We start from the raw sequence: 23,634 nt of genomic DNA, 5'->3' as shown, positions 1-23,634 counted from the left end.
ATCACCATGACAAGGTCACGGTAAGCTGATCAGAATAGGTTCCCGCCGGGCTGAACCCGGTCAATAGCGCCACGCCAAACAACGGCAGCGCGATGTTGTTGCTGTTGGTATAGGTCACCGGAATCGCCTGGTTGACCCCTATTTCGCTGTTCGCCGCAAGTGAACTGCTGCTGTAAAGCCGGTATCCCACCACGTCGTTCCCGCCGTTGCGCGTCATTCGCCGCACGGAGGCGTAATTCTGCCCGCCGTTAATGCTCATACTCAGTGCCACGCCTGGCGTACAGGCGATCGAGAGTGCCCCGTTTGGTACGAAGCTGGTGCTCACCGGGGCACTCTCCACGCCGGTATGGGTACCGAAGTTCAGCGTGCCTAGTACGCCTCCGCTGCCGGTACTCACCGCACAGCCTGGAACAATGGTTGCGCTGACCTTAAAGGACTGTGACGTGACAGCCTCAACCGTGGGCGCCAGCGCCAGCCCAACGAGCAGGGTGAAAAAAGGGCGCACGAGTCCTTCTGCGCGTTGGCGCAGACGCAAACAAGCGGTTTTCATGGCTGAATGGGTTTAGTAGGTTACGCTGACATTTATGGTGTCGGTGTAGGTTCCCGGTACCACCGTCACGCTGTTCCCACCGCCGGTGATACGCCCGTAGAGGGTGTAACTGTCCACCCCGCCTGCCGTGGACGCGATCGGCAACGCCGCGTTATTCGCCACAACGTTATTAAACCCGCTGTCGCTGTACAGGCTATAAGCCACACCCTGCGCCGTGTTGGTGGTGTTGATCAGATAGCGCGCGGGTGTCCCCGTCGTGCCAACGACGGTGCCCGGCGCAGTGGAGTTGGTATTTCCGGTTATCGCCACCGTGTAGCTGGCGGTCGTACATTGAATCGTGAAGGTATTTCCCCCGCTGGCGCCGGTCAACTGCGTCGTCAGGGTGGAAAAGGTGGCAGGATGGGTCCCGAAATCCAGTGTCCCGAAGTTAATGCCGTTTTGGGTGGGTGATCCATTAATCAGACACCCGTTTGTCAATGTCAGTGTCGCGCCGATGGTGCCACTACTGGTGACCGCCAGCGCCTGCTGGGCGGTAGTCGCGGTTAACAGGATGCCAGCGCAGGTCAAAAGGCGTTTTCTTTTCATTTACCACCCTCCAGAAGACGTCTCCGTTCACGTACAACAATTTAGTTTTAACGTTCAAGATGTTAGCCCCGCTAAATGCGCCTCCGAGGGGGTTATTGAGAATTTAGTTTATGGTTATCGCTTCGACCACCCACGTCCATTGACGTCATCCCTTTGTCTGATTGACGCATTAAGCATCTAAAAAACAGGGGCTTAGAGATTTTAAAAATGAATTTCTCAGCTTTCGCTTGAGGATATATCCATTAAAGTGTGATAAGCGTCACAATATATCGTCGGCGCATTAGCAACAAAATTAATAAAACTTAAAAAGGAGTTGTATCTACCCCCGCTTTACTTCAATTTATGTGCCAAATAATTTCCCGCGCTGTAATAAAAAATCCATATACATCGGCGCGGGCTACACCTAAAGCGCATAGAGGGTCTTTTTTCGTGGCAAGTGCAAACAAACTTACACTCTTCATCGTGATATTCATGCTGGCGGGTATTCTTTCAGGGGCGGCCATTCATGAATATGCATCAGCGGATGCCATCAAAGCGTGGTCGGATAACATTACGCTTCTCACCGATATTTTCCTGCGACTGATCAAAATGGTGATTGCGCCATTAGTCTTCAGTACGCTGACGGTCGGGATTATGAAAATGGGCGAAACCTCCACCATTGGCCGCGTAGGCGGTAAAGCGATGGTATGGTTTATCAGCTCATCGGTGCTGTCTATCCTGGTGGGGCTGTTTATTGTCACCCTGGAGCATCCTGGTAGCGGTCTGAACCTGACGATCCCCACAGAAGCGGTGGATACGGGTCTGGCCGTCGGCGGCATGACGCTCAAAGCCTTCCTCTCTCATACCATTCCGACCAGTATCGCCGGGGCGATGGCGGACAATGAAATTCTGCAGATCGTCGTGTTCTCCATGTTCTTTGGCATTGGCGGCGCGTCGCTGGGCCAGAAATTCAACGCCCCGCTGGTCGCGGCGCTGGATGTGGTGTCCCATATCATGCTGAAGGTCACGGGCTACGTGATGTATGTTGCCCCACTGGCGATTTTCGCCGCCATCTCATCGGTGATTGCCACCCAGGGTCTCGGCATTCTGCTGAACTATGCGTCCTTTATTGGCGGCTACTATGTGGCTATCCTCCTCACCTGCATGGTGTTGCTGGCGGTGGGTTATATGGTGCTGAAAAAAGAGGTGTTCCGCCTGCTCAGCATGCTGAAAGATCCGGTGCTGGTCGCGTTTACCACCAGCAGCTCCGAGGCGGCTTATCCGAAGACCCTTGAGCAACTGGAACGTTTTGGCTGCTCACGCAGCATCGCCTCTTTCGTCCTGCCAATTGGGTATTCCTTTAACCTGGTGGGCTCGATGGTGTACTGCTCTTTTGCCTCAATGTTTATCGCTCAGGCGTACAACATTCATCTGAGCTTCTCGGAAGTCACCGTCCTGATGCTGACGCTGATGCTGGCGTCAAAAGGCATTGCGGGCGTACCGCGCTCTTCGCTGGTGGTACTGGCGGCGACGATCCCAAGCTTCAATATTCCGGTAGCGGGTATTCTGCTGCTGATGGGAATCGACCACTTCCTGGATATGGGGCGTTCTGCCATTAACGTGCTGGGTAACGGGATTGCAACCGCGATGCTGTCGCAGAATGAAGGAGCGCGGGAAGCCGAAGCGGAGCTGGTAGAGCAGGAAGTGTAAGAGTACAAACGGGGTGTGGCCTGATGCCCTCATCCCAACCCTCTCCCACAGGGAGAGGGAGCAAACACAAAAAACGGCAACCTGGATTGCCGTTTTGCATTTACCTACGCTACATGGTTCGCCGCGATATCCAGCAACGCCATCTCTTCGCTGTTCAACAGCTTCTCGATGTTCACCAGAATCAACATACGCTCACCCAGCGCACCCAGCCCCGTCAGGTACTCGGTAGACAGCGTGACCGCAAACTCCGGCGCCGGACGAATTTGGTCAGACGTCAGTGAGAGCACGTCAGACACGCCATCTACCACGATACCGACCACGCGCTGCCCCAGATTGAGGACAATCACCACGGTGTTATCGTTGTACTCCACATCGCCCTGGCTGAACTTCACGCGCAGGTCAACGATAGGCACAATCACCCCACGCAGGTTGGTGACACCTTTAATAAACGCTGGCGTGTTCGCGATGCGGGTAACCTGATCGTAACCACGAATTTCCTGCACTTTCAGGATATCGATGCCGTACTCCTCATCGCCTAAAGTGAATACCAGGAACTCCTGTCCTGATGGCTCGCCCGCCAGTTTCGTTACATTACTCATACCGGTCATGTTCTTACCCTTTACTTAATCAGGCGGCTGTGTACGCCACACGTTGTTCACGATTTAATCCCTGAAGCGCCGACACGTCGACGATCAGCGCCACGCTACCATCACCCAGAATGGTGGCGGCAGAAATACCCGGCACTTTGCGGTAGTTGCTTTCGAGGTTCTTCACCACCACCTGGTGCTGACCGATCAGCTGGTCAACCAGCAGCGCGTAGCGGCGACCCGCACTTTGCAGGATCACCACGATACCCTGCGTGGCCTCTGTTTTCGCGCCATCCACTTCGAAGACTTTCCACAATTCCACCAGCGGCAGGTATTCGCCACGCACTTCGAGCACACGCTCGCCACCCGCCAGCGGATGCAGATCTTCTTCACGTGGCTGCAGTGATTCCATCACCGCATTCAGCGGCAGAATGAAGACTTCGTCCGCCACTTTTACCGACATGCCGTCGAGGATCGCCAGCGTCAGCGGCAGCAGAATACGAATGGTGGTACCCGAACCTTGCTTAGACTGAATTTCGACGTGGCCGCCCATTTCCTGGATGTTACGCTTCACCACGTCCATTCCCACGCCGCGTCCGGAGACGTCGGTCACCTGCTCAGCGGTAGAGAACCCTGGGGCGAAGATCAGCATGCCCACTTCTTCATCGGTCATGTTTTCGCTGACCGCCATCCCCTGCGAAATCGCCTTCGCCAGAATGCGCTCACGATTAAGGCCCGCACCGTCATCGGTCACTTCGATACAAATGTTCCCGCCCTGGTGCTCTGCGGAGAGGATCAGGTTACCCACCGGGGATTTGCCGGCTGCAATGCGGTTTTCCGGCAGTTCGATACCGTGGTCGAGGCTGTTACGCACCAGGTGCGTTAACGGGTCGATAATGCGTTCAATCAGGCTTTTATCAAGCTCGGTGGAGCTGCCCATCAGCGTCAGTTCAATCTGCTTATTGAGCTTACCGGCCAGGTCGCGCACCAGACGCGGGAAGCGGCTGAAGACATATTCCATCGGCATCATACGGATGGACATCACCGATTCCTGCAGATCGCGGGCGTTACGCTGTAACTGGCCCATACTGGTAATCAGATCGCCGTGCGTGACCGGGTCCAGTTCGTTAGAACGCTGGGCCAGCATTGACTGGGTGATCACCAGTTCGCCGACCAGGTTGATCAGCTGGTCAACCTTCTCCACGGCAACGCGGATACTGGTCGATTCGCTGGAGCGCGCCGCCGGTTTTTCACCGCGGCCCGGGGCGGCGGCCTCTTTCGGTACGGCTTTCAACGCCGGGGCAGCAGGGGCGACCGCAGGTGCAGCAGCCTGAGCCACAACAGCAACCTCCTCCACTGTAGCCGGGGCTTCAACGGCAACCGCTTCCGTTTCAAAGGCAATTTGATCGGCTTCGATAACAAAGCACAGCACCGCCACGATGTCATCCTGGCTGATACCGTCTTCAAGCGTCGCGGCAAGGCTGTCTTTGCCTTTCACCACGTTGCTCAGTGTCGCCAGGTTACCCAGCTCCTCTTCCAGCAGGTTGACCTCATTCTCTTTCAGGCGCGACAGCACAACGCGCAATTTTTCCGCTTTAGCAGCGGCAGGCGCTGACGCCTCAGCGGCAACCGCATCGACCACGCTCAGTTTGGCGGCAGGGACAACGGCTGCGGCGACCTCACCTTTTGCTTCCAGCGCAAGCTGGCGCAGCGCATTGCAGATGTATTCAAAGCTGGCGGCATCAGGCTCTGCCGAACTTTTATAGGCGTCGAGCTGTTCCTGCATAATATCTTTGGTTTCCAAAAACAGGTTGATAATGTCGGTATTGAGCTGCATCTCACCGCGTCGTGCTTCATCAAGCAGGTTTTCCATTAAATGGGTGGTTTCCTGCAAAATGGTAAATCCAAACGTTCCGGCTCCGCCTTTAATGGAGTGCGCGGCGCGGAAGATGGCATTAAGCTGCTCGGAGTCTGGCGCTTCAGGCACCAAATCCAGCAAATGTTGCTCCATATCGGCCAACAATTCGTCGGCTTCATCAAAGAATGTCTGGTAAAAATCGCTAATATCCATGCTCACGCTATCACCTCGGATTGGCTGGTGGCGATGTTGGAACGGCAGCCGAAGGAACGGCCCCAGGCTGTTTTAAATCGTCCAGTGACTCATTCTGACTTTCGGCGTTTTCATGCAGGATGGCCTGCTCCGCCTGCTGGTTCAGCACTAAAAGACTGATACGACGGTTGATGGCGTCATCCGGCCCGCGGTCGGAGACACGCATGGTTGCTGCCATGCCGACCACGCGCAGTACCTTGCCATCATCAAGCCCACCCGCCACCAGCTCGCGACGCGAGGCGTTGGCACGATCGGCAGAAAGCTCCCAGTTGCTGTATCCCTTTTCGCCCGTGGCATACGGGAAGTCATCCGTATGGCCTGACAGGCTGACGCGGTTTGGAATACCGTTCAGCACTGGCGCAATGGCGCGCAAAATGTCGCGCATATAAGGCTCAACCTCCGCGCTGCCGGTCTTGAACATCGGGCGATTCTGGCTATCAATAATCTGGATACGCAGCCCTTCCTGTACCAGATCGATCTTCAGGTGCGGTCTCAGCGCACGCAGTTTCGGGTCCGCTTCAATCAGCTGGTCGAGATCGCCACGCAGTTTCTTCAGACGCGCCTGCTCCATCTTTCTCTTCAACTCGTCGATGTTCGGCTCTTTTTTCACTTCACCCTGCTGCTGGGTGTAATCATCGCCGCCACCGGGGATCGGGCTGTCGCTGTTAGAGATACGCGGCCCACCGGAGACCGCAGTCGCCAGTGGCGTACGGAAATACTCCGCAATCTGGATCAACTCTTTCGGGCTGGAGATGGAGATCAGCCACATCACCAGAAAGAAGGCCATCATTGCAGTCATAAAATCGGCGTAGGCAATTTTCCAGGAGCCATGCGCACCGTGCCCATGCCCCTTATGCTTGCGCTTTTTTACGATGACGATCGGATGGGACTGGTTTTTCATGCGTCCTCAGTTGTCGTCTGTTGGTTTGGGTTTTTCACCGCACGCACGTGTTCTTCAAGCTCGATAAACGACGGACGCTCGCTGGAGTAAAGCGTTTTACGGCCAAACTCAACCGCGATCGGTGGCGCATAACCGTTGAGGTTAGAGAGCAGCGTGATCTTCACGCACTGCATCATTTTGGTGGTTTCCGCGCTCTTCTGGCGCAGAACGCTGGCCAGTGGCGAGATAAAACCATACGCCAGCAAAATACCGAGGAAGGTCCCCACCATCGCGTGGGCTATCAGCGCCCCCAGCTCTGCCGCCGGGCGATCTGCCGAGGCCAGCGCGTGGACAACCCCCATGACCGCCGCCACGATACCGAAGGCCGGCAGGGAGTCCCCCACCAGCGCCAGGCTGTTGGCCGGTACTTCGGATTCGCTCTCGTGGGTTTCGATCTCTTCGTCCATCAGCGCTTCAATTTCGAAGGTATTCATGTTGCCGCTGATGATCAGGCGCAGATAATCGACAATGAAATCCAGCATCATGGCATCCGCAAGAATGCGCGGATAGCTGGCAAAAATTTCGCTCTCTTTCGGGTTTTCGATATCCCGCTCCAGCGAGAACATCCCCTGCTGACGCGACTTCGCCATCAGGCGATAGAGCAGTGCCAGCAGATCCATATACATGCTTTTGGTATATTTCGAGCGACGGAACAGCAATGGAATAGCTTTCAGCGTCCCCTTGATCGATTTCCCGTTGTTGCCAACGATAAAAGCCCCTACCCCTGCGCCGCCGATGATAATAAGTTCAGCCGGTTGATAGAGTGCTCCAAGGTGCCCGCCGGTCATCATGTAACCGCCGAAAACTGTACCGAGAACTACCAGGTAACCTAATAAGATAAGCACGACATCATCCTTCCGCTAGTGACTATGGCAAGGACGTTCAGCTCGCAGCGTTTACCGAATTCAGGGTAAAAAAAAGCAGCGGTAATGGCTTACCGCTGCTGGAATCTTGCCCACACGTTCGGGTTAAACAGCTTGTTCGATCTGTTCATCCAGCAGTTGTGGAATAATATCGGCAGCATCCCGGGAAAGTTTACGTCTTTTTACTGCGCGGGATGGAGGCTGACATAAACTACAGGCGAAGCTGCCTGCAGGCTGATGAGCATGGGTAATAAAATTGCCATCGCAGCAGTTGCAGCGCGACAATTCAAGCATTCCGCTCTCAACAAAACGCACCAGCGTCCATGCGCGGGTCAGCGCCAGCAGGGGACCTTCTTCCTGCTGTGGGCATTGTTCAAGGTAAAGTTTATACGCTTTGATCACGGCATCAACGCCGCTACACAAACCGGTTTTGAGAAGGTACTGCCAGGCATTACAGAACATGGAGGCGTGAATGTTCTGCTCCCAGGTCATAAACCAGTCCGTTGAAAACGGCAACATTCCTTTCGGTGGAGGACTACCGCGTAACTCTTTGTACAGTTTGATGAGACGACCACGGCTCAACTGAGTCTCGCTTTCCAGCATTTGTAAACGAGCACCCAGTGTAATCAGCTCCATGGCCAACTGTATGTCACGCGCTTCCTGAACAATGCTTTTCTCGCTCATTTCTACGCTCTTTTCTTACGGGCTGCGTCATCAGGCTGGCTGATTTCGTTGAGCAAGCGGGTGGAGAGGAGAATACCGGTATGGATCTGTTGCAGATCGTCCACACGAGATTCCTGTGTCAGCCGCGTGATGGTCTGCGGATTATCGAAGCGGAACTGGCAAACCAGTTGATTCGTTTCAGCCAGTTTAACCATTTGAGGCAGGGTTAATCCGCCCAGCATGGTCGCCATCTCTTCGTTAATACCCAGACGAAACATCGCGGACGCTTTGTCCTGACTAATCAAACGCTGCGCGAGCAGTAAATATGACAAGTTGATGTCATAGATATGTTTTAGCAACTCGGATGTATGCATTTTTCCCATCCCGAATAACCAACTATTGTTTTTATGCGGAAAGACCGCACCCCGTGATGTCGCCGGGAAATCACCCGGTATTTAAAAAAAAAAGGCTAAATGCATAGTTGAATTTAGGTTTGTATTCAGCAAAACGTGCAACAACGAAACGCGGCAGCGTTTCTTACAGGTTTTATCATTTCTTACAAATAACTAAGATTTTTCCTAATTCGACGCAAACTCTACTCGTCAGTTTTGACACATACAATGCAGCCTACCCCAAATTTAAAAAAAATGTGATCCACGTCACATAATTTAAGTGAATATCATCCATAAATCCATCAGTATGACTTGTAATTTGTTCATTATTTGAACAATCGAGACCATTTTATATTCTTAATGGACGAATACTCATGCAGAAGTCTGAACCGAGGGGTCAGTGCGATTGCTTTTATGCTCATTAACGACTACCGCAACAATTCACATACTGCACATCTCAGGAGCACATTTTCATTACCTATGAAAAACATACAGTTATGCCTGAGGGGTTATAAAATTGTTTCAATGCGTGATCATTCGAATTGTGTTTATAACTCGTTAAAACGATTTAACAGCACGCGAGTGAATTTGTGTGATTTACGTTAAGTTGTTAATTTTTTTCATTTGGACGCGGTTTCCAGTTATTCTTCTTATAAGAATAATTAATGAATAATTATGAGAAGCTTCACACTATTGTCGTATTCACCTCTTGCAGAAGTGGTGATTTCGCGGTAATGCTGACGTAGACACGGTTTTTCAGACAGCTAAGGAGTGCGTGATGAGTTACGCCCATCTTCTTGTTTCTGTTGCAGTTTCACCGGAAAGTCATCAACTCGTTGCCAGGGCGGTTTCCATCGCCCGCCCGCACAATGCACGCATCAGCCTGATCACCCTTGCGGCCGAACCCGAGATGTATAATCAACTGGCTGCGCCGATGCTGGAGGATATTCGTGGGGTTTTGCAGGAAGAAACGCAGCAATTTCTGCGGGAACTGGTTGAGAAAGCGCACTATCCTGTTTATCAGACCGTCATTGCGACAGGTGAATTAAATGAGCATATTCTCAGCATGTGTCGAAAAGAGAATATTGATTTAGTGATCTGCGGAAATCATAACAAGAGCTTTTTTTCACGCGCGGCCTGTGCGGCGAAATCGATTGTCGCCTCAAGCCAGGTTGACGTGTTGTTAGTGCCTCTTGGGGGTCGTTAAACCCCCAGAGGAATATCACGCGAGTTTAGGGAATGTCGCGATCTTTTTTTGTAGAACGCCTTCGTGACTTTGCGGTTCGATATTACGCAAATCGCGAATAAAACGTGCCTGCCAGTGATTAATATCGTTCTTGCGAATCGTCTCCATCATTTCCGCATGACGGGAAATACGTTCCGTCAGCGGCATCGTCAGGGCACGGTTGAGCGCGTTCGCCACATCATCCCGGTCATAAGGGTTAACGATAAGCGCTGAGGTGAGCTCATTGGCGGCGCCCGCAAACTGAGAAAGCACCAGCACCCCCGGATCGGCCGGATCCTGTGCCGCCACATACTCCTTTGCCACCAGGTTCATCCCGTCGCGCAGCGGCGTAACGAGGCCGACGTCGGCATAGCGGAACACCTTCATCAGGATCTTACGGTCAAAATGTTGGTTCAGATAAAACAGCGGCGTCCAGCCCAGCTGGCCATAGCGGCCATTGATCCGCCCCGCTTCCGTCTCCAGTTGATGACGGATATCCTGGTAGGCCTGCACTTCCCCACGCGAGGTTGGCGCGATCTGTGTATAGCGGATTTTACCGTGGTGCTGCGGGTATTTATCCAGCAGCGTTTCATACGCCAGGAAGCGCTCCGGCAGCCCTTTGGAGTAGTCGAGACGCTCCACCGAGAAGATATTCTTCACGTGTTTCAGCTCGTTTTTAAGCTGCGCCAGCTTCGGTGGCAACGGACCAGACGCCTGCTCAGCAATCTCATCCGGCTCTATCCCAATCGGATAGACTTCGGTGTGGAACGTTTTACCCCACGCCGTATGCGTTTTCCCCCCTTTCGTCATCAGACGCGTTTTGCCTGATACCGAATCCAGGAATGCAATTCGATCATTCTCAGTCTGGAAGCCCAGAAGATCATAGTCGCACAGCGCTTCCAGCAGCTCTTCGTGCGGTGGCAGCGCGGTAAAAATTTCCGGCGTCGGGAACGGAATATGGAGGAAGAAGCCGATACGGTTGTTAACTCCCCTTTTACGCAACTCACGGGCGAAGGGAAGCAGATGATAATCGTGGATCCATAAAATATCGTCTTCCTCGATTAAAGGCAGCAGTTTATCCGCCAGCAGCGCATTGACGCGGCTGTAGCCTTCAAACGATTCTCGCTGGAATTTTACCAGGTCAAGACGGTAATGAAACGCAGGCCAGAGCACCGCATTCGAGAACTCGGAGTAGTACTCGTCATAATCTTTCTCTTTCAATGCGAATGACGCCCACGTGATGTTGCCGCGCGTCACTTTTTTGAGTGGTTTTTCTTCCTCACTGATGTCTCCACTCCAGCCAAACCACAGCCCCCCAGCGGCTTTTAAGGCACCTAATACCCCCACCGCCAGGCCACCTGCACTGGCTTTTTTATCGTCAGGCGGTGCGATACGGTTAGAGACGACGACTAAGCGACCCATAATGGTTTCCCCCCTTGTTTTGCGCTATTTGTTGTTGTTGCTGGTTAGCGATGTCAGATATCCACTGCCAGACGCTGGCCACATTTGCCAGACGCCATTCGGCTTCAGTGTCACCAGGCCCAACCTTCACGGAGATCCCTCCAGCCTGATTCACTACGCGAAACCCGGCCTCATCGGTCAGGTCATCCCCCAGAAAAACGGGCGTCCGGCCCTTGAAAGGCGGCGTTGCCATAAACGCAGCAATCGCAGCGCCTTTATTGATCCCCTTCGGTTTTAGCTCCACGACGCATTTACCCGGCTGCAGCGCCAGCTCAGGATGCGCATGCGCGACCCTGTCGGCGAGCGCAAGCACAGCCTCTTCATGCTGGGGTGCCTGACGGTAGTGCAAGGCAAAGGCCATACCTTTGGCTTCCAGCTCTGTGCCAGGCAGCTCCGCCAGCGCAGCAGAAAGCTGTACCTGCAGTTTGTTAATTAATGCGTCGGGGAGTGTAACGATGTGCGTATGATCATGGATGTCGCGGCGCTCCGCTCCGTGTACACCGGCCAGCGGAAAGTGGTAAGGACTGGCGAGCAGATCCAGCTCGGCCATTGAGCGCCCTGATATCAATGCCAGTGCTCCCTCATTCAGTTGCGAGAGCTGATGCAAATCCTGTAATACCGCCTCCGGGATAACCACCTGGTCGGGGTGCGGTTTTATCCCGGCGAGCGTGCCGTCGAGATCAAAAAAGAAAGCATAGTGTCCGGGCAGTACAGGCGGTGCGGTTAACATGTCAGCCACCCTGGTCCTCCTTACGGTTTACGAGAGGTAAACGCCTTTACCTCTTTCATAGCCATGTAAGTATAGACAGTGTGACGTCGCTCGCCATTTGACAACCGCCCCGCCAGCAGAACTGGCGAGGCGATTCAGATGTCAACTAAGGTTATTAGTTGAGCAATTTAAAGGCAGGAAAAACGTTATACGGTACGCTTCGCTTTTTGCTTGTAACGGTCGAAAATCACGGCTGCGAGCAGGATCAGGCCACGAACCACATACTGCGAGAATGGCGAAATATTCAGCAGGTTCATGGCGTTCTCCACGGTCCCCAAAATCAGGATACCGGCCACCACATATGAGATTTTTCCGATGCCACCTTTCAGGGAAACACCCCCTAAAACGCAGGCTGAGATGACGATCAGCTCGTACCCGATGGAGGTCATAGGCTGACCGCTGGTCATGCGTGACGCCAGAATAATCCCCGCCGCCGCCGAGACCAGGCCGGAAAGCACAAAGATAATGATCTTGGTACGCACCACCGGGACACCCGCCAGCCGCGCCGCTTCCTCATTACCGCCAATCGCCAGCGTATTACGGCCAAACGTGGTGCGATTAAGCAGGAAGCCGAACAGGATCAGGCAGGCCACCGTCAGCCAGATTGGCGCAGGTAATCCCAGCCAGTTCGCATAGCCCAGGGTGAAGAAGCGCTCGTCTTCAATCCCCACCGCTTTACCGTCGGAGATGATATAGGCCAGACCGCGCACTATTTGCATCGTTGCAAGCGTGGTGATCAGGGCGTTAATCTTCAGGCGGGCAATCACAAACCCATTGACCAGACCGCTGATGACGCCCAGCAGCAGACCCGCCAGCACGCCAATCCACAGGCTTTCGGTCATGTTGATCACCACGGCGGTGGTGACACCAGCACAGGCAATCACAGAGGCCACTGACAGGTCAAAATCGCCCGAGGCCAGACAGAAGAGCATCCCGCAGGCCACCATGCCGGACATGGAGATAGCCAGCCCCAGCCCTTTCATATTAATGAAGGTGGCAAAGTTGGGCACAAAGATTGCGCAGGCAACAAAGAGTGCGGCAAAGACCACCAGCATGCCGTACTGATCCCAGATGCGGCCAAAACTGAAAGCCGACTTCGGCGCTCCGGATGTAGTAACAGAGGACATCATTAACTCCTTACTCAGGCGACAGCCTGGCTAACTTTCGGCATGGCGAGGCTCAACGCCTGTTGTTCATTCGCCTGTTCATGAAGCAATTCACCGGCGATTTCCCCTTCACGCATCACAACAATGCGATCGGCGACGCCCAGCACCTCAGGCAGATCGCTGGAGGCGAACAGCACCGCCACACCGCGTTTTGCCAGCTCATAAATCACGTTATAAATTTCGTGTTTCGCCCCCACATCGATGCCGCGCGTTGGCTCATCCAGCAAAATGACCTTCATATCCTCCGACAGCCAGCGACCTAAAATCGCCTTCTGCTGGTTACCGCCGGAAAGATTCATGATCAGCTGTTCCGGGCCCGGCGTTTTGATGTTCAGCGAACGGATATGGTGGTCGGCGTTGCTCTCCTCCCAGCCGTCGTTGATCAGGCAACCGGCGCGAATAAACTTCCGCCGGGCGGAAATATTGATGTTGTCGCGGACCGAGTGCACCGGAATAATGCCTTCGGCTTTGCGGTCTTCCGGGCAGAGCATCATGCCGGCCTGAATGGCATGCGCAGGCTTCTGGATATCGACCCGCTGCCCGTCAATGGAAACCTGACCTTCGGTGATGCGTGTACCGCCAAACAGGCCTTTCATTAACTCGCTGCGTCCCGCCCCCACCAGACCAAACAGCCCGACGATTTCACCGCTGCGCACCGAGAGCGAGATCGGCGTCCGCACGCCCGGTGCTTTAACATTCTCCAGCTTCAGGCGCTCAGGACCGTATTCGCGAGGCTGCCAGTGATAGATATCCCCCAGCTCGCGGCCGACCATCGCCTGGACGAGCTGGTCGTGGTTGACCTGCTCCATGTCGGTAAACGTGCGCACGTAGCGACCATCTTTAAACACGGTGATGGCATCGCTTAAGGCAAAAATCTCTTCCATACGGTGCGAAACATACAAAATAATGCGGCCTTCTTTACGCAGCTCGCGGATCACCCGGAACAAATTCTCGATTTCACGTGCGGACAGCGAACTGGTCGGTTCGTCAAAGGCAATGATTTTGGCGTTACGCGCCAGCGCCTTGGCAATTTCAACCATCTGCCATTGGCCGATGGAGAGATATTTCAGTGGCGTCTGGGGATCGACGTCCAGGCCAAGGTGCTTCAACTGCAGCCCCGCTTCATAATTAAGTAGCGAACGATTCACCACGCCGCTTTTGTGCGGAAGCTGGCCTAAATAGATGTTTTCCGCCACCGTCATCTCAGGGATCAGGTGCAGCTCCTGATAGATGATGGCCACCCCGGCGTTGAGCGCGGCGGTGGTATCAGCAAATGCCACCTCTTCGCCACGAATGGCCAGCGTGCCGGTGGTTGGCGTGTAGTTGCCGCTGAGGATTTTCAACAGCGTGGATTTTCCGGCGCCATTTTCGCCCATCAGGGCGTGCACCTGACCGGCATAGCAGTCGAAGCTGATATCGGTCAGCGCGTTGACACCGGGAAAAGTTTTCCCGATACCGCGAAAAGAGAGATACGGATCAGACTGTCGCATAACGTCTCCGTGATTCCTGTAGTGTGTACGTCTGGCCCCTCGTGGTTCGCGAGGGGCACAATCACCGCGAATTACTTACCGCCCAGTCCTTTTTTCGCCAGCTCCTCTTTGAAGTTGTCGCGGGTGATCAGCACCACGTCGGTCACTTCAGTAAATTTCGGCGGTTCAACCCCTTTGGTGACCCAGTTGTACAGCATTTCGCTGGATTTATAGCCGTGTACGTCCGGGCTTGGCAGCAGAGAGCCGTAGAACCCGGTCGCCTGCGCTTTAGAGAGTTCACTCACCGCGTCGACGCCGTTGATGCCGATGCCGATCACATCAGGCGCTTTAAAGCCCTGACCTTCCGTGGCGCGCACGCCGCCCAGCACGGTGTTATCGTTCATGCCAACCACCAGCCAGTGTTTGACCTCCGGATGCTGAACCAGCATGGAGTTGGCAGCGTCGAAGGCCCCCGGGATATCGTTGGATTTGGTTGGGACTTTATAAATCTGTTTTTCCGGGAAGCCGGCCGCTTTCAGCGCGTCCATGGAACCGGTGGTGCGACGGCGGGCGGTATCCAGCTCGTCGGCGGTAATGGCCATCACGGCGGTCTCTTTCACATCCCAGCCGCGTTTTTGCATCTCTTTATAGAGTTCCTGGCCCTGACGTTCGCCAATTTTGGTTGCCGCCATCATGACCAACGGCACGCTGTCCATCGGTTTGCCCTTGGCATTGACGAACTGATCGTCAACCGCAATGACTTTCATGTCGTAGCCGCGCGCTTTGGCTGCAATCGCTGAGCCCAGTTTTGGATCCGGTGTACAGATAACGAAACCTTTTGCACCACTGGCCGCCAGGCTATCGATGGCGTTCAGCGTTTTTTCACCGTCAGGCACGGCGATTTTAATGACTTCAAAACCTAAATCTTTCCCGGCTTTATCGGCGAATTTCCATTCGGTCTGGAACCAGGGTTCTTCCGGCTGTTTTACCAAAAAACCGAGTTTTAAATTCTCAGCGATAGCGGATTGTGACATAACGGCAGCCAGACCGATGGCCGCCAGCGCTTTAGTAAATTTGTGCATGGTAAACTCCAGCATTAGCGTTCTTTTCTGTAGGGAATATTTGCGTGCTTCTTATTTAATCGGACTTAAAACAAGGCATTAGCGCTTACCTCGTCATAAGCGTTAGTGCTGGTGATAGTTTTAGCGGGAAATTAATCATCCATAAGAGAGCGCCATCACACCGCAGAATTACAGTAATTGCGTACATAAATTCAGCGAAAAATGACATAAAAATGGCTGGAATTGTCGGACAAATGAAACAGAGATAAGCAGAATTATCCATAAGATCAGCTAAGAAATCCCTGATAACCAGACACGCGGGCTGCGGCCGCGATGGTGGCAGGAAGATCTCCTCATCCAAATGTGTTCTGAACCCGTGTTGCGGGAAAAATGGCATCAGGCGCTATTGAATAAAATTGATTTAGCGCAATTTAATCAATGCATCATATAGTTGAAAGAGTTAATCCTGAATTATCCATTTGACCGAGTATTATTTCGACTCACTATTTCCGCCCGGCAAATATCTATAGACAAATACAAATAAAGCATAAATATCAATCAGTTAATTAAATTATGATTTATAACAACATATTGTTATTTTTGTACTATATTAAATTTTGTAATGTATGGTAAAAGCAAGCCAATTAAGAGTTTTCTTAATCCTCTCGCAGGGGTATGCTTATTTATATCGAACACAGGAAGTGAATATTCGGTCGACTTTTGTCGCTGCAGAAATGTTTTTCTGCCACTCACTCGTCTTAACCTGCCCGTTCAGGTTTTGTTACGGACATCACACCCAACAGTCTATAAGGATATTGGTATGACTACCCAAACGATGATGCAAAAACTCAATGCGCAGATGAACCTGGAGTTCTATGCGTCGAATCTGCACCTCCATTTGAGCGAGTGGTGTTCTGAAAACCGTCTCAACGGTACCGCCACTTTTTTTCGTACCCAGGCGCAGAGTAACGTCACCCATATGATGCGCGTCTTTGACTTTATGAAAGGCGCAGGGGCAAACCCTATCGTCAAAGCCCCTGATGCGATTAATGGTCACTACTCCTCGCTGGAGGAGTTATTCCAGAAAACGCTTGAAGAGTATGAGCAACGCTGTGTCACGCTGAATAAACTGGCTGATGAAGCCAGGGCACAGCATGACAGTACTACCCTGCAGTTCTTGCGCGATATGGACAAAGAGCAGCAGCAGGACGGCATACTGCTCAATGCGCTGGCGGATGAGCTCCGCAATGCACAGCTGGCCGGTTTATGCCCGGAACAGACCGACCGCCACCTGCTTGATCTGGTGACCGTACAGCACCACTAAGCATTTTCGCCTGCTCCCGTTCGGGAGTGGGCCTCTTTTCTCACAGCCAACCTTCTGCTTTTCCTGAGATTTAACAAATCAGATCTCGCTCTCATTGATTATCCATACAAAATGTAATGATTTATTTAATTACATAATTAATGACGAGGGAGCATCATGATCACCATTGAGTTTATTGTCATCCTCCTGTGCCTGCTGACAGGCACCCGTTTTGGCGGGATGGGACTCGGGTTAATAAGCGGTATCGGCCTTTTTATTTTGACGTTTATCTTTGGTCTGCAGCCCGGTAAACCCCCGGTTGATGTGATGCTGACCATCCTCGCCGTGATCGGTTGTGCGGCTACCCTGCAGACGGCAGGCGGCCTGAATGTGATGATGCAATTTGCCGAGCGCCTGCTGCGCAAACATCCTCAGCACATCACCCTCCTCGCCCCCTTTACCACCTGGATGCTGACCTTTCTGTGTGGTACCGGGCATGTGGTATACACCATGTTCCCGATTATTGCCGATATTGCCCTGAAAAAAGGGATCCGCCCGGAACGCCCGATGGCCGTCGCATCGGTGGCATCGCAAATGGCGATTACCGCGTCTCCGGTCTCCGTTGCCGTGGTGTCGCTGATATCGATCCTGGGTGCCCAGCACGGCATCGGTCACGCGTGGGGGATCCTCGAAATTCTCGCCGTGTCGGTTCCCGCCTCGCTGTTCGGCGTGACCATTGCGGCCCTGTGGAGTTTACGCCGCGGGAAAGATTTAGCCGATGACGTGGAATTTCAGGAAAAGCTGAAGGATCCGAAACAGCGTGAGTTTATCTACGGCGGAACCGAGACGTTAATGAATCAACGTTTTCCGAAACAGGCCTACTGGTCCACGTGGATTTTCTTCGCCGGGATCGCGGTGGTTGTCCTGCTTGGCGCATTGCCTGAACTGCGCCCGGCGTTTGAGGTGAAAGGCAAAATGACGGCGCTGTCGATGAACCTTGTCATCCAGATGATGATGCTCATTGCGGGTGCGGTGATGCTGGTCGCCTGTAAGGTCAATGCGGCAACCATTTCTAACGGCGCGGTATTCAAAGCCGGGATGGTGGCGATTTTCTCAGTGTTCGGGGTGGCATGGATGAGTGATACCTTTTTCCAGGCGCATCTCGACGAGCTCAAGCTGGCGCTGGAAGGGGTCGTGAAAAGCCATCCGTGGACCTATGCCATCGTGCTTTTCCTGGTCTCTAAACTGGTGAACAGCCAGGCGGCAGCGCTGACGGCCGTTGCCCCGATGGGCCTGATGCTGGGTATCGATCCGAAAATGCTGATCGCTTTCTTCCCGGCGTCGTATGGCTACTTTGTGCTACCCACCTACCCAAGCGATTTGGCCTGCATCGGTTTTGACCGTTCAGGGACAACCCGTATCGGCAAATTTATCATCAACCACAGCTTTATTCTGCCGGGGTTAATCGGGGTGAGCTGTGCATGCGCGGCAAGTTATTTGCTGGTGCAAACTTTCTTTTAAACGCTTTCCGGGCGACAGACGCTGTCGCCCTTCTCACATTGCTTAACGTTAGTGAGACTCGCCCTGCGGCGTGAATCGCAGTTCAATCAGCGCGATAGCTTTCTGGATCGCCCGAAGCGTGACCGGATCTGCCGCCGCGGGATGGCTGGTAAAATCGATGTTTTTCAGCTGGGTGGACATCTTCTCGCGCACTTCGACCGGCGCAATAACATCTAATACATCAAGGATTTGTTTGATGACCAGCTGGCATGCGACGACATCAGACACCAGCTCCTGATCGGCGCTCAGGTTTTGAGACATGGGGTTTCTCCTTATTTAAAGGCCGCCATAGTAACAAAACACGCCGCCTTTCATCTCCCTTCTGGCGATCGCAGACATAAAAAAACCTGCCGAAGCAGGTTTTTTTATCAGAACATTGCGCCTGGCGGCACGTCTTTAAATGTGTTGCAGTAGTTAGCCCACATGCTTTTCAGGATTTTGCGCAGTTTCATTGTGATGCTCCATTAACTTGTTATACAACTTTATCGTCAATGTGCCTATAATATGACCACCTTCACAAAAATCAATATTTTTGTGACTCACATCACAATTTTCTCTGCATACAGCCACGCATTTTAGCCGACAATCTCGCGCACAAAAGCCTCGATCTCTTTGTCCTGACAATTTTCAAAGAAGCACTGCTGGAAGCGCTGGCCGGATACGGCAGTTTTCACCAGCTCAGGATCGATAGCCCGTAACGTGTCCAGATAGTTCTCTTTCACCACAGCCGCTTTCACCTGATTCAGGATCCCCGCGTTACGGACCTGTGGCTCCTTACGCTCTGGCGGGTAACCTTCTCCCTTGCGCCCGGTGAACGCTTTTTCGAAAATAAAGCGTACGTTCAGCTCAGCGCCCCAGCCAAAGCCTTTGGCAAACGGCAGTGAAAGCGCGTTACCGTTGTTGATCTGAGCGAAGAGAAACGCATCCGCAGGATCGATGCAGTAGCCGCAGATCACGCCCGGGTGGATGTTCAGCGACATCAGCGCCCCCTGGCCCGTTCCACATCCCGTCACAACAAAATCAACGGCCTTCGCGTTCAGCAAAATGCTCGCCATAATGCCCAGATGGATATAGGTCAGATGATGGTCGTTCTCGTCGCTCATCCCAACGTTAAACACCGGGAACCCTTTTTCGTCGGCGACCGTTTTTAACTCTTTCAGTATCAATGGATTTTTAGCGGCCTGGCTGTTTTCCATCATCAGTGCGATTTTCATTGTCTCTCTCCTGAATGCGTTACGGGAGTGCCCGCTATGGATACGTTGTCATCATCACCCTACTATCTGACAAACGCACTTTCAAATTAAATGAAAGATTGTTTTAAAAAAATGAAGTGGGACTCACAATTTTCACCATGACAATGGCTTAACCCGCCCGTTGCAAAGAGAAAGGGTAGATTATCTGGCTATTCCAGGCATTGCACCGGACAGCGACAGGTACGATAACGTATTTCCATCTACTTAGAGCGAACCATGAAAAGAGTCTACGTTGTCGGTACGATCCTGCTGCTCGCGGGATGTAGCATCAACCGCGAGGCACAGGTGAGTAGCCTGGATGCGCCGAACGGGATAGTCCGCCTCGACTATGGTCAGGCCGCGCTGCAAAACGCCTGGTCTGATGAATATGTTAATAACGGCACCGCAACTAAAGCGTGTCAGGGCATGGGATATGCCACCGCGTCTGCCTATGGTCAGCCCATTAAAACCTGCACCCTGATTAGCGGCTCACTGTGTCTGAACGAGAGCGTCACTATCCAGTACAAATGCATGGGTTATGCTGTTAAACCGGCCTCTAATAACCCGTGGTATTAATCTGCGCTGCCAGTCCTGGCTGGCAGCCAGTAAATAAAATAATTCTCATTTATAAATATAAAAAATTGCCAATGCGTTTTATTCCCATTCGTATTTTTAAATAAGCAGATATTTATTTTACTTTTTGCATATAATTAAATAACAAATTATAGTGTCGCTCATTGTGAACCAGAAATAATAAACCGGAGCGTCACCATGCTGAAAACTGAAATGATCGACAAGCTCAATGCTCAGATGAACCTTGAGCTTTTTTCATCCCTGCTCTACCAGCAGATGAGCGCCTGGTGCAGCTATCACAGCTTTGAAGGTGCCGCCGCGTTCCTGCGTCGTCACGCGCAGGAAGAGATGACCCACATGCAGCGTCTCTTTGATTATCTGACAGATACCGGCAGCCTGCCGCGCATTGATAACGTGGCATCGCCGTTTGCGGAGTATGGCTCGCTTGATGAACTGTTCCGTGCCACTTACGAGCACGAGCAGCTAATAACCCAGAAAATTAACGAACTGGTGCATGCGGCAATGACCAGCCAGGATTATCCAACCTTTAATTTCCTGCAGTGGTATGTCGCTGAACAACACGAAGAAGAGAAGCTGTTTAAATCTGTGCTGGATAAATTGTCGCTGGTCGGTAAAACCGGTGAAGGTCTTTACTTTATTGATAAAGAACTCTCAACGCTGGATACCCAGAATTAATATCGATAGGGCGCTGACTTTCAGCGCCCTATTTTTTTACATGCAGCCAGCACAGCTCGTACAGCGCCAGTCATGCGGATTTATGGCCTGGAAAAAGTATCGATAGTTGGCCGTCTCAAGGGGAATACCCGCATCAAAGAAAACATCCGTCAGCCAGTCCACGTTTTCGATAATCCACTCATCTTCTTTTAACCCCTGTGCGAAGGTCTCATCCTCCGGATCGATTATCGAATAAATAGCCCAGGTTCCCATATCTTTCTCGCGTCGGGATTCCGGCAGTACCAGCGCCGTATTCTGCCAGCTGATGATCCAGTGGCCGTGGCATAACAAATTCCCCCCCCGACTCCAGGCCGCCGTAAATGGATTCTCTCCCACCATCAGAACCTCACTTTATTTTATATTTTGCAATTTCTGTTTAAATTACGCCTGATTTTCGCGCAATCCTATTGTCCTTATGAAGTAGGCCCTCGTATCAGAAGGATCAGTGACTTACCGGGCAGCTTATGCCCGCCAAAAGTGTAAATTTTATATTACATAGCTTGTAACGGTGATTTGACGAAATACGGCTTTTCCCTTACTCTGCGCCGCAGATTTTGTCGCGATCGTGAAGCGTTGTAGAGGAAAGCGTGAAAAACAGAACCCTGGGAAGTATTTTTATCGTCGCAGGAACGACGATTGGCGCAGGAATGCTGGCGATGCCGCTGGCCGCCGCGGGCGTCGGATTTGGTATGACCTTGTTGCTGCTGGGCACACTCTGGGCATTAATGTGTTACACCGCGCTGTTGCTGCTTGAGGTGTATCAGCACGTGCCTGCCGATACCGGGCTGGGTTCGCTTGCGGCACGCTATCTGGGCCGTTACGGCCAGTGGACTACCGGCTTTAGCATGATGTTCCTGATGTATGCCCTCACTGCCGCCTATATTAGCGGTGCCGGGGAATTGATCGCCTCCAGCGTGAACGACGGGTTCGGTTCGGGTATCACCCCGGCGACGGGGGCCATCTTCTTTACGCTCATCGGCGGCGGCGTGGTCTGTGTGGGCACCTCGCTGGTCGATCTGTTTAACCGTTTCTTGTTCAGCGCCAAAATTCTCTTTCTGATCGTAATGCTGGTTCTGCTGGCACCGCATGTTCACAAAGTCAACCTGCTGACGCTGCCGCTGGAAAAAGGGCTGGCGCTTTCCGCGATCCCGGTCATTTTTACCTCATTTGGCTTCCATGGCAGTGTGCCAAGCATTGTCAGCTATATGAACGGCGATATTCGCAAGCTTCGCCGCGTGTTTGTCATCGGTAGCGCCATCCCGCTGATCGCCTACATTTTCTGGCAACTGGTAACGCTGGGCAGTATCGATTCTTCCACTTTTATTGGCTTGATGGCGGAACACGCCGGTCTGAACGGTTTTCTGCTGGCGCTGCGTGAAGTGGTCACGTCGCCACACGTGGAACTGGCGGTACACCTGTTTGCCGATCTGGCGCTGGCCACGTCATTCCTGGGCGTGGCGCTCGGTCTGTTTGATTATCTGGCGGATCTGTTCCAGCGTCGCAATTCCGTCTCCGGTCGCTTACAGACGGGGGCGATCACCTTTCTGCCTCCGCTGGCCTTTGCCCTGTTCTATCCGCGCGGGTTTGTCATGGCGCTGGGGTATGCGGGGGTGGCGCTATCCGTCCTTGCCCTGTTGCTCCCTTCTCTGCTGGCGTGGAAAAGCCGTCAACAGCATCCCCGGCAAGGGTACCGGGTGGCGGGCGGAAAACCGCTGCTGTGCATTGTGTTTGCCTGCGGGGTGGTCATTATTCTGGTGCAATTCTTAATTGCGGCGGGAATGCTGCCGGAAGTGGGGTAAAAAAAAGGGGGCTATCAACAGCCCCTTTTTTTATCAGTGCAGGCAACAGCTCTTAAACTTCTTCCCGCTGCCGCACGGACACGGATCGTTACGCCCGACCTTTGTGCCGTTCACAATCGGTTTCTGCGCTTCCGGCTGCTGAGGGTTAGCTGACCAGTAGTCGTACAAACGCAGCGCCGCTGGCTGAATACGCTCGATGCTGGCGATGTACTCCTCTTCGCTCAGGGCATCCAGTTTCTCGCTGTGCTCTTCTGAGCCGTGAAGCGCAATGGCATCCAGATCCGCTTTCAGCTCTTCAGGCAGTGCAGACCAGTCGGTCAGCGACACGCCGCGCATATAGCCATAGCACCACTCTTCCACAACGGTGTAGCTCTGGCCGTCCACGTCGTTATAACCAAACATTGGCTCAAACTGTTCCGGGAATTCGCTCAGGCGCTCAGCAATATCGTTCATATGCTTAAAGCAGAGATCGATAAAACGGTTCATTTCACGATCGTTTTTCCAGCGCGGGATATATTTCTCGCCGCCCCATACCGCCACCAGCCAGGTGTCTGGCTCGACAACCACGGGGCCGGAAAGCACTGCCGTAAGCATGCCGTCCAGTTCGGACACGTCAATCACGGACGCATCGTCATGACCGTAAGACATTAACGTCTCTTCCAGCCACTCCATTTCGCTTTCATTTAATGGGCCTTCAGTCATTGCTGACACTCCTGATCAAAAAGGAAAGGATCCTAACACATATCGTACGCCTTTCCCGGCGGAAGTTACGCGAATTATTGCTGCAAAAACGTGCAAATCGTGACCCTTGCACAACTTATGGGCTTTATTGTTAATGAGATGTGATCTCCGCTGTAATTTCAGCGTGTCCCGCAAGGCTGCGTAAAACGGCGCTCTATACT

General features: G+C 52.8%; 25 protein-coding genes. 7 read left to right on the top strand and 18 right to left on the bottom strand.

The window, feature by feature from the left end:
• Nucleotide 1: 1 nt before the first annotated feature.
• Both NQ842_RS09975 and NQ842_RS09970 read right to left on the bottom strand, forming a co-directional pair.
• A complete protein-coding gene (locus NQ842_RS09975) occupies nt 2-550 on the bottom strand; it encodes a spore coat U domain-containing protein (protein ID WP_046888016.1) in 549 nt (182 codons plus the stop codon).
• Nucleotides 551-562: 12 nt separating this feature from the next.
• Nucleotides 563-1,135 (bottom strand): spore coat protein U domain-containing protein, encoded by a 573-nt coding sequence (locus tag NQ842_RS09970; RefSeq protein WP_046888015.1) that lies wholly within the window; start codon nt 1,133-1,135, stop codon nt 563-565.
• Nucleotides 1,136-1,564: 429 nt separating this feature from the next.
• On the opposite strand from NQ842_RS09970, the gene NQ842_RS09965 reads away from it, so the two are divergent.
• A complete protein-coding gene (locus NQ842_RS09965) occupies nt 1,565-2,824 on the top strand; it encodes a dicarboxylate/amino acid:cation symporter (RefSeq protein ID WP_047360936.1) in 1,260 nt (419 codons plus the stop codon).
• 104 nt (nt 2,825-2,928) lie between these two features.
• Here the strand turns inward: NQ842_RS09965 and cheW are convergent, their stop codons facing one another.
• The 6 genes from cheW to flhD form a co-directional block, all read right to left on the bottom strand.
• Nucleotides 2,929-3,432, bottom strand: a complete 504-nt coding sequence (gene cheW / locus NQ842_RS09960) for a chemotaxis protein CheW (RefSeq protein ID WP_013096054.1) — start codon at nt 3,430-3,432, stop codon at nt 2,929-2,931.
• 19 nt (nt 3,433-3,451) lie between these two features.
• Entirely contained in the window at nt 3,452-5,488 is a 2,037-nt protein-coding gene (cheA, locus tag NQ842_RS09955) for a chemotaxis protein CheA (protein WP_118282866.1), read from the bottom strand.
• A gap of 4 nt (nt 5,489-5,492) precedes the next feature.
• Nucleotides 5,493-6,422, bottom strand: a complete 930-nt coding sequence (gene motB / locus NQ842_RS09950) for a flagellar motor protein MotB (RefSeq protein ID WP_014832428.1) — start codon at nt 6,420-6,422, stop codon at nt 5,493-5,495.
• Complete coding sequence (gene motA, locus NQ842_RS09945; protein ID WP_008500417.1) at nt 6,419-7,306, bottom strand: flagellar motor stator protein MotA; 888 nt, start codon at nt 7,304-7,306, stop codon at nt 6,419-6,421. The genes motB and motA overlap by 4 nt, the downstream gene beginning before the upstream one ends.
• A gap of 123 nt (nt 7,307-7,429) precedes the next feature.
• Nucleotides 7,430-8,008, bottom strand: a complete 579-nt coding sequence (gene flhC, locus NQ842_RS09940; RefSeq protein ID WP_013096051.1) for a flagellar transcriptional regulator FlhC — start codon at nt 8,006-8,008, stop codon at nt 7,430-7,432.
• A 2-nt stretch (nt 8,009-8,010) separates the two neighbouring features.
• Nucleotides 8,011-8,361: a flagellar transcriptional regulator FlhD gene (gene flhD / locus NQ842_RS09935; protein ID WP_013096050.1), complete on the bottom strand. Its 351-nt coding sequence runs from the start codon at nt 8,359-8,361 to the stop codon at nt 8,011-8,013.
• A 796-nt stretch (nt 8,362-9,157) separates the two neighbouring features.
• Here flhD and uspC point away from each other — a divergent pair.
• The gene (gene uspC / locus NQ842_RS09930) at nt 9,158-9,586 is read left to right on the top strand and encodes a universal stress protein UspC (protein ID WP_014832429.1); all 429 of its coding nucleotides are present in this window, start codon (nt 9,158-9,160) and stop codon (nt 9,584-9,586) included.
• 15 nt (nt 9,587-9,601) lie between these two features.
• Here the strand turns inward: uspC and otsA are convergent, their stop codons facing one another.
• The 5 genes from otsA to araF form a co-directional block, all read right to left on the bottom strand.
• Entirely contained in the window at nt 9,602-11,026 is a 1,425-nt protein-coding gene (gene otsA, locus NQ842_RS09925) for an alpha,alpha-trehalose-phosphate synthase (RefSeq protein ID WP_014832430.1), read from the bottom strand.
• Nucleotides 11,001-11,804 (bottom strand): trehalose-phosphatase, encoded by an 804-nt coding sequence (otsB, locus tag NQ842_RS09920; protein ID WP_046888011.1) that lies wholly within the window; start codon nt 11,802-11,804, stop codon nt 11,001-11,003. The genes otsA and otsB overlap by 26 nt, the downstream gene beginning before the upstream one ends.
• A 176-nt stretch (nt 11,805-11,980) precedes the next feature.
• On the bottom strand, nt 11,981-12,961 hold the full coding sequence (gene araH, locus NQ842_RS09915; protein ID WP_014832432.1) for an arabinose ABC transporter permease AraH: 981 nt from the start codon (nt 12,959-12,961) through the stop codon (nt 11,981-11,983).
• A 14-nt stretch (nt 12,962-12,975) separates the two neighbouring features.
• Entirely contained in the window at nt 12,976-14,490 is a 1,515-nt protein-coding gene (gene araG / locus NQ842_RS09910; protein WP_013096045.1) for an L-arabinose ABC transporter ATP-binding protein AraG, read from the bottom strand.
• Between the two features lie 71 nt (nt 14,491-14,561).
• Nucleotides 14,562-15,551 carry an arabinose ABC transporter substrate-binding protein AraF gene (gene araF, locus NQ842_RS09905; protein ID WP_014832433.1) on the bottom strand — a complete coding sequence of 330 codons (990 nt, stop codon included), beginning with the start codon at nt 15,549-15,551 and terminating at the stop codon, nt 14,562-14,564.
• Between the two features lie 799 nt (nt 15,552-16,350).
• Here araF and NQ842_RS09900 point away from each other — a divergent pair.
• The gene (locus NQ842_RS09900; RefSeq protein WP_014832434.1) at nt 16,351-16,854 is read left to right on the top strand and encodes a non-heme ferritin-like protein; all 504 of its coding nucleotides are present in this window, start codon (nt 16,351-16,353) and stop codon (nt 16,852-16,854) included.
• A 156-nt stretch (nt 16,855-17,010) separates the two neighbouring features.
• The gene (locus NQ842_RS09895) at nt 17,011-18,354 is read left to right on the top strand and encodes an anaerobic C4-dicarboxylate transporter (protein ID WP_163280447.1); all 1,344 of its coding nucleotides are present in this window, start codon (nt 17,011-17,013) and stop codon (nt 18,352-18,354) included.
• A gap of 48 nt (nt 18,355-18,402) precedes the next feature.
• On the opposite strand, the gene NQ842_RS09890 is transcribed toward NQ842_RS09895, so the two are convergent.
• From NQ842_RS09890 to NQ842_RS09880, 3 genes are all read right to left on the bottom strand, one after another.
• Nucleotides 18,403-18,654, bottom strand: a complete 252-nt coding sequence (locus NQ842_RS09890) for a DUF2766 family protein (protein ID WP_014832436.1) — start codon at nt 18,652-18,654, stop codon at nt 18,403-18,405.
• 107 nt (nt 18,655-18,761) lie between these two features.
• On the bottom strand, nt 18,762-18,845 hold the full coding sequence (azuC, locus tag NQ842_RS09885; protein WP_014832437.1) for a stress response protein AzuC: 84 nt from the start codon (nt 18,843-18,845) through the stop codon (nt 18,762-18,764).
• Between the two features lie 123 nt (nt 18,846-18,968).
• Nucleotides 18,969-19,607, bottom strand: a complete 639-nt coding sequence (locus tag NQ842_RS09880) for an RpiB/LacA/LacB family sugar-phosphate isomerase (protein ID WP_014832438.1) — start codon at nt 19,605-19,607, stop codon at nt 18,969-18,971.
• Between the two features lie 255 nt (nt 19,608-19,862).
• On the opposite strand from NQ842_RS09880, the gene NQ842_RS09875 reads away from it, so the two are divergent.
• Both NQ842_RS09875 and ftnA read left to right on the top strand, forming a co-directional pair.
• Nucleotides 19,863-20,201, top strand: coding sequence for a YecR-like lipofamily protein (locus NQ842_RS09875; protein ID WP_257256794.1), 339 nt, complete (start codon nt 19,863-19,865; stop codon nt 20,199-20,201).
• A 195-nt stretch (nt 20,202-20,396) separates the two neighbouring features.
• Nucleotides 20,397-20,894, top strand: a complete 498-nt coding sequence (gene ftnA / locus NQ842_RS09870; RefSeq protein ID WP_014832440.1) for a non-heme ferritin — start codon at nt 20,397-20,399, stop codon at nt 20,892-20,894.
• A 36-nt stretch (nt 20,895-20,930) separates the two neighbouring features.
• On the opposite strand, the gene NQ842_RS09865 is transcribed toward ftnA, so the two are convergent.
• Nucleotides 20,931-21,272, bottom strand: a complete 342-nt coding sequence (locus tag NQ842_RS09865; RefSeq protein ID WP_063411525.1) for a hypothetical protein — start codon at nt 21,270-21,272, stop codon at nt 20,931-20,933.
• A 248-nt stretch (nt 21,273-21,520) separates the two neighbouring features.
• Between NQ842_RS09865 and tyrP the strand changes: the two genes are divergently transcribed.
• On the top strand, nt 21,521-22,732 hold the full coding sequence (tyrP, locus tag NQ842_RS09860) for a tyrosine transporter TyrP (RefSeq protein ID WP_257256793.1): 1,212 nt from the start codon (nt 21,521-21,523) through the stop codon (nt 22,730-22,732).
• 33 nt (nt 22,733-22,765) lie between these two features.
• On the opposite strand, the gene NQ842_RS09855 is transcribed toward tyrP, so the two are convergent.
• Entirely contained in the window at nt 22,766-23,434 is a 669-nt protein-coding gene (locus tag NQ842_RS09855; RefSeq protein ID WP_014832443.1) for a YecA family protein, read from the bottom strand.
• Between the last annotated feature and the right edge of the window lie 200 nt (nt 23,435-23,634).

The sequence above is a fragment of the Enterobacter cloacae complex sp. R_G8 genome, from assembly GCF_024599795.1.
Lineage (GTDB): Bacteria > Pseudomonadota > Gammaproteobacteria > Enterobacterales > Enterobacteriaceae > Enterobacter > Enterobacter dissolvens.
Note: the sequence above shows the minus strand (reverse complement) of the source record. Positions and strands in the feature narration are given on the sequence as shown.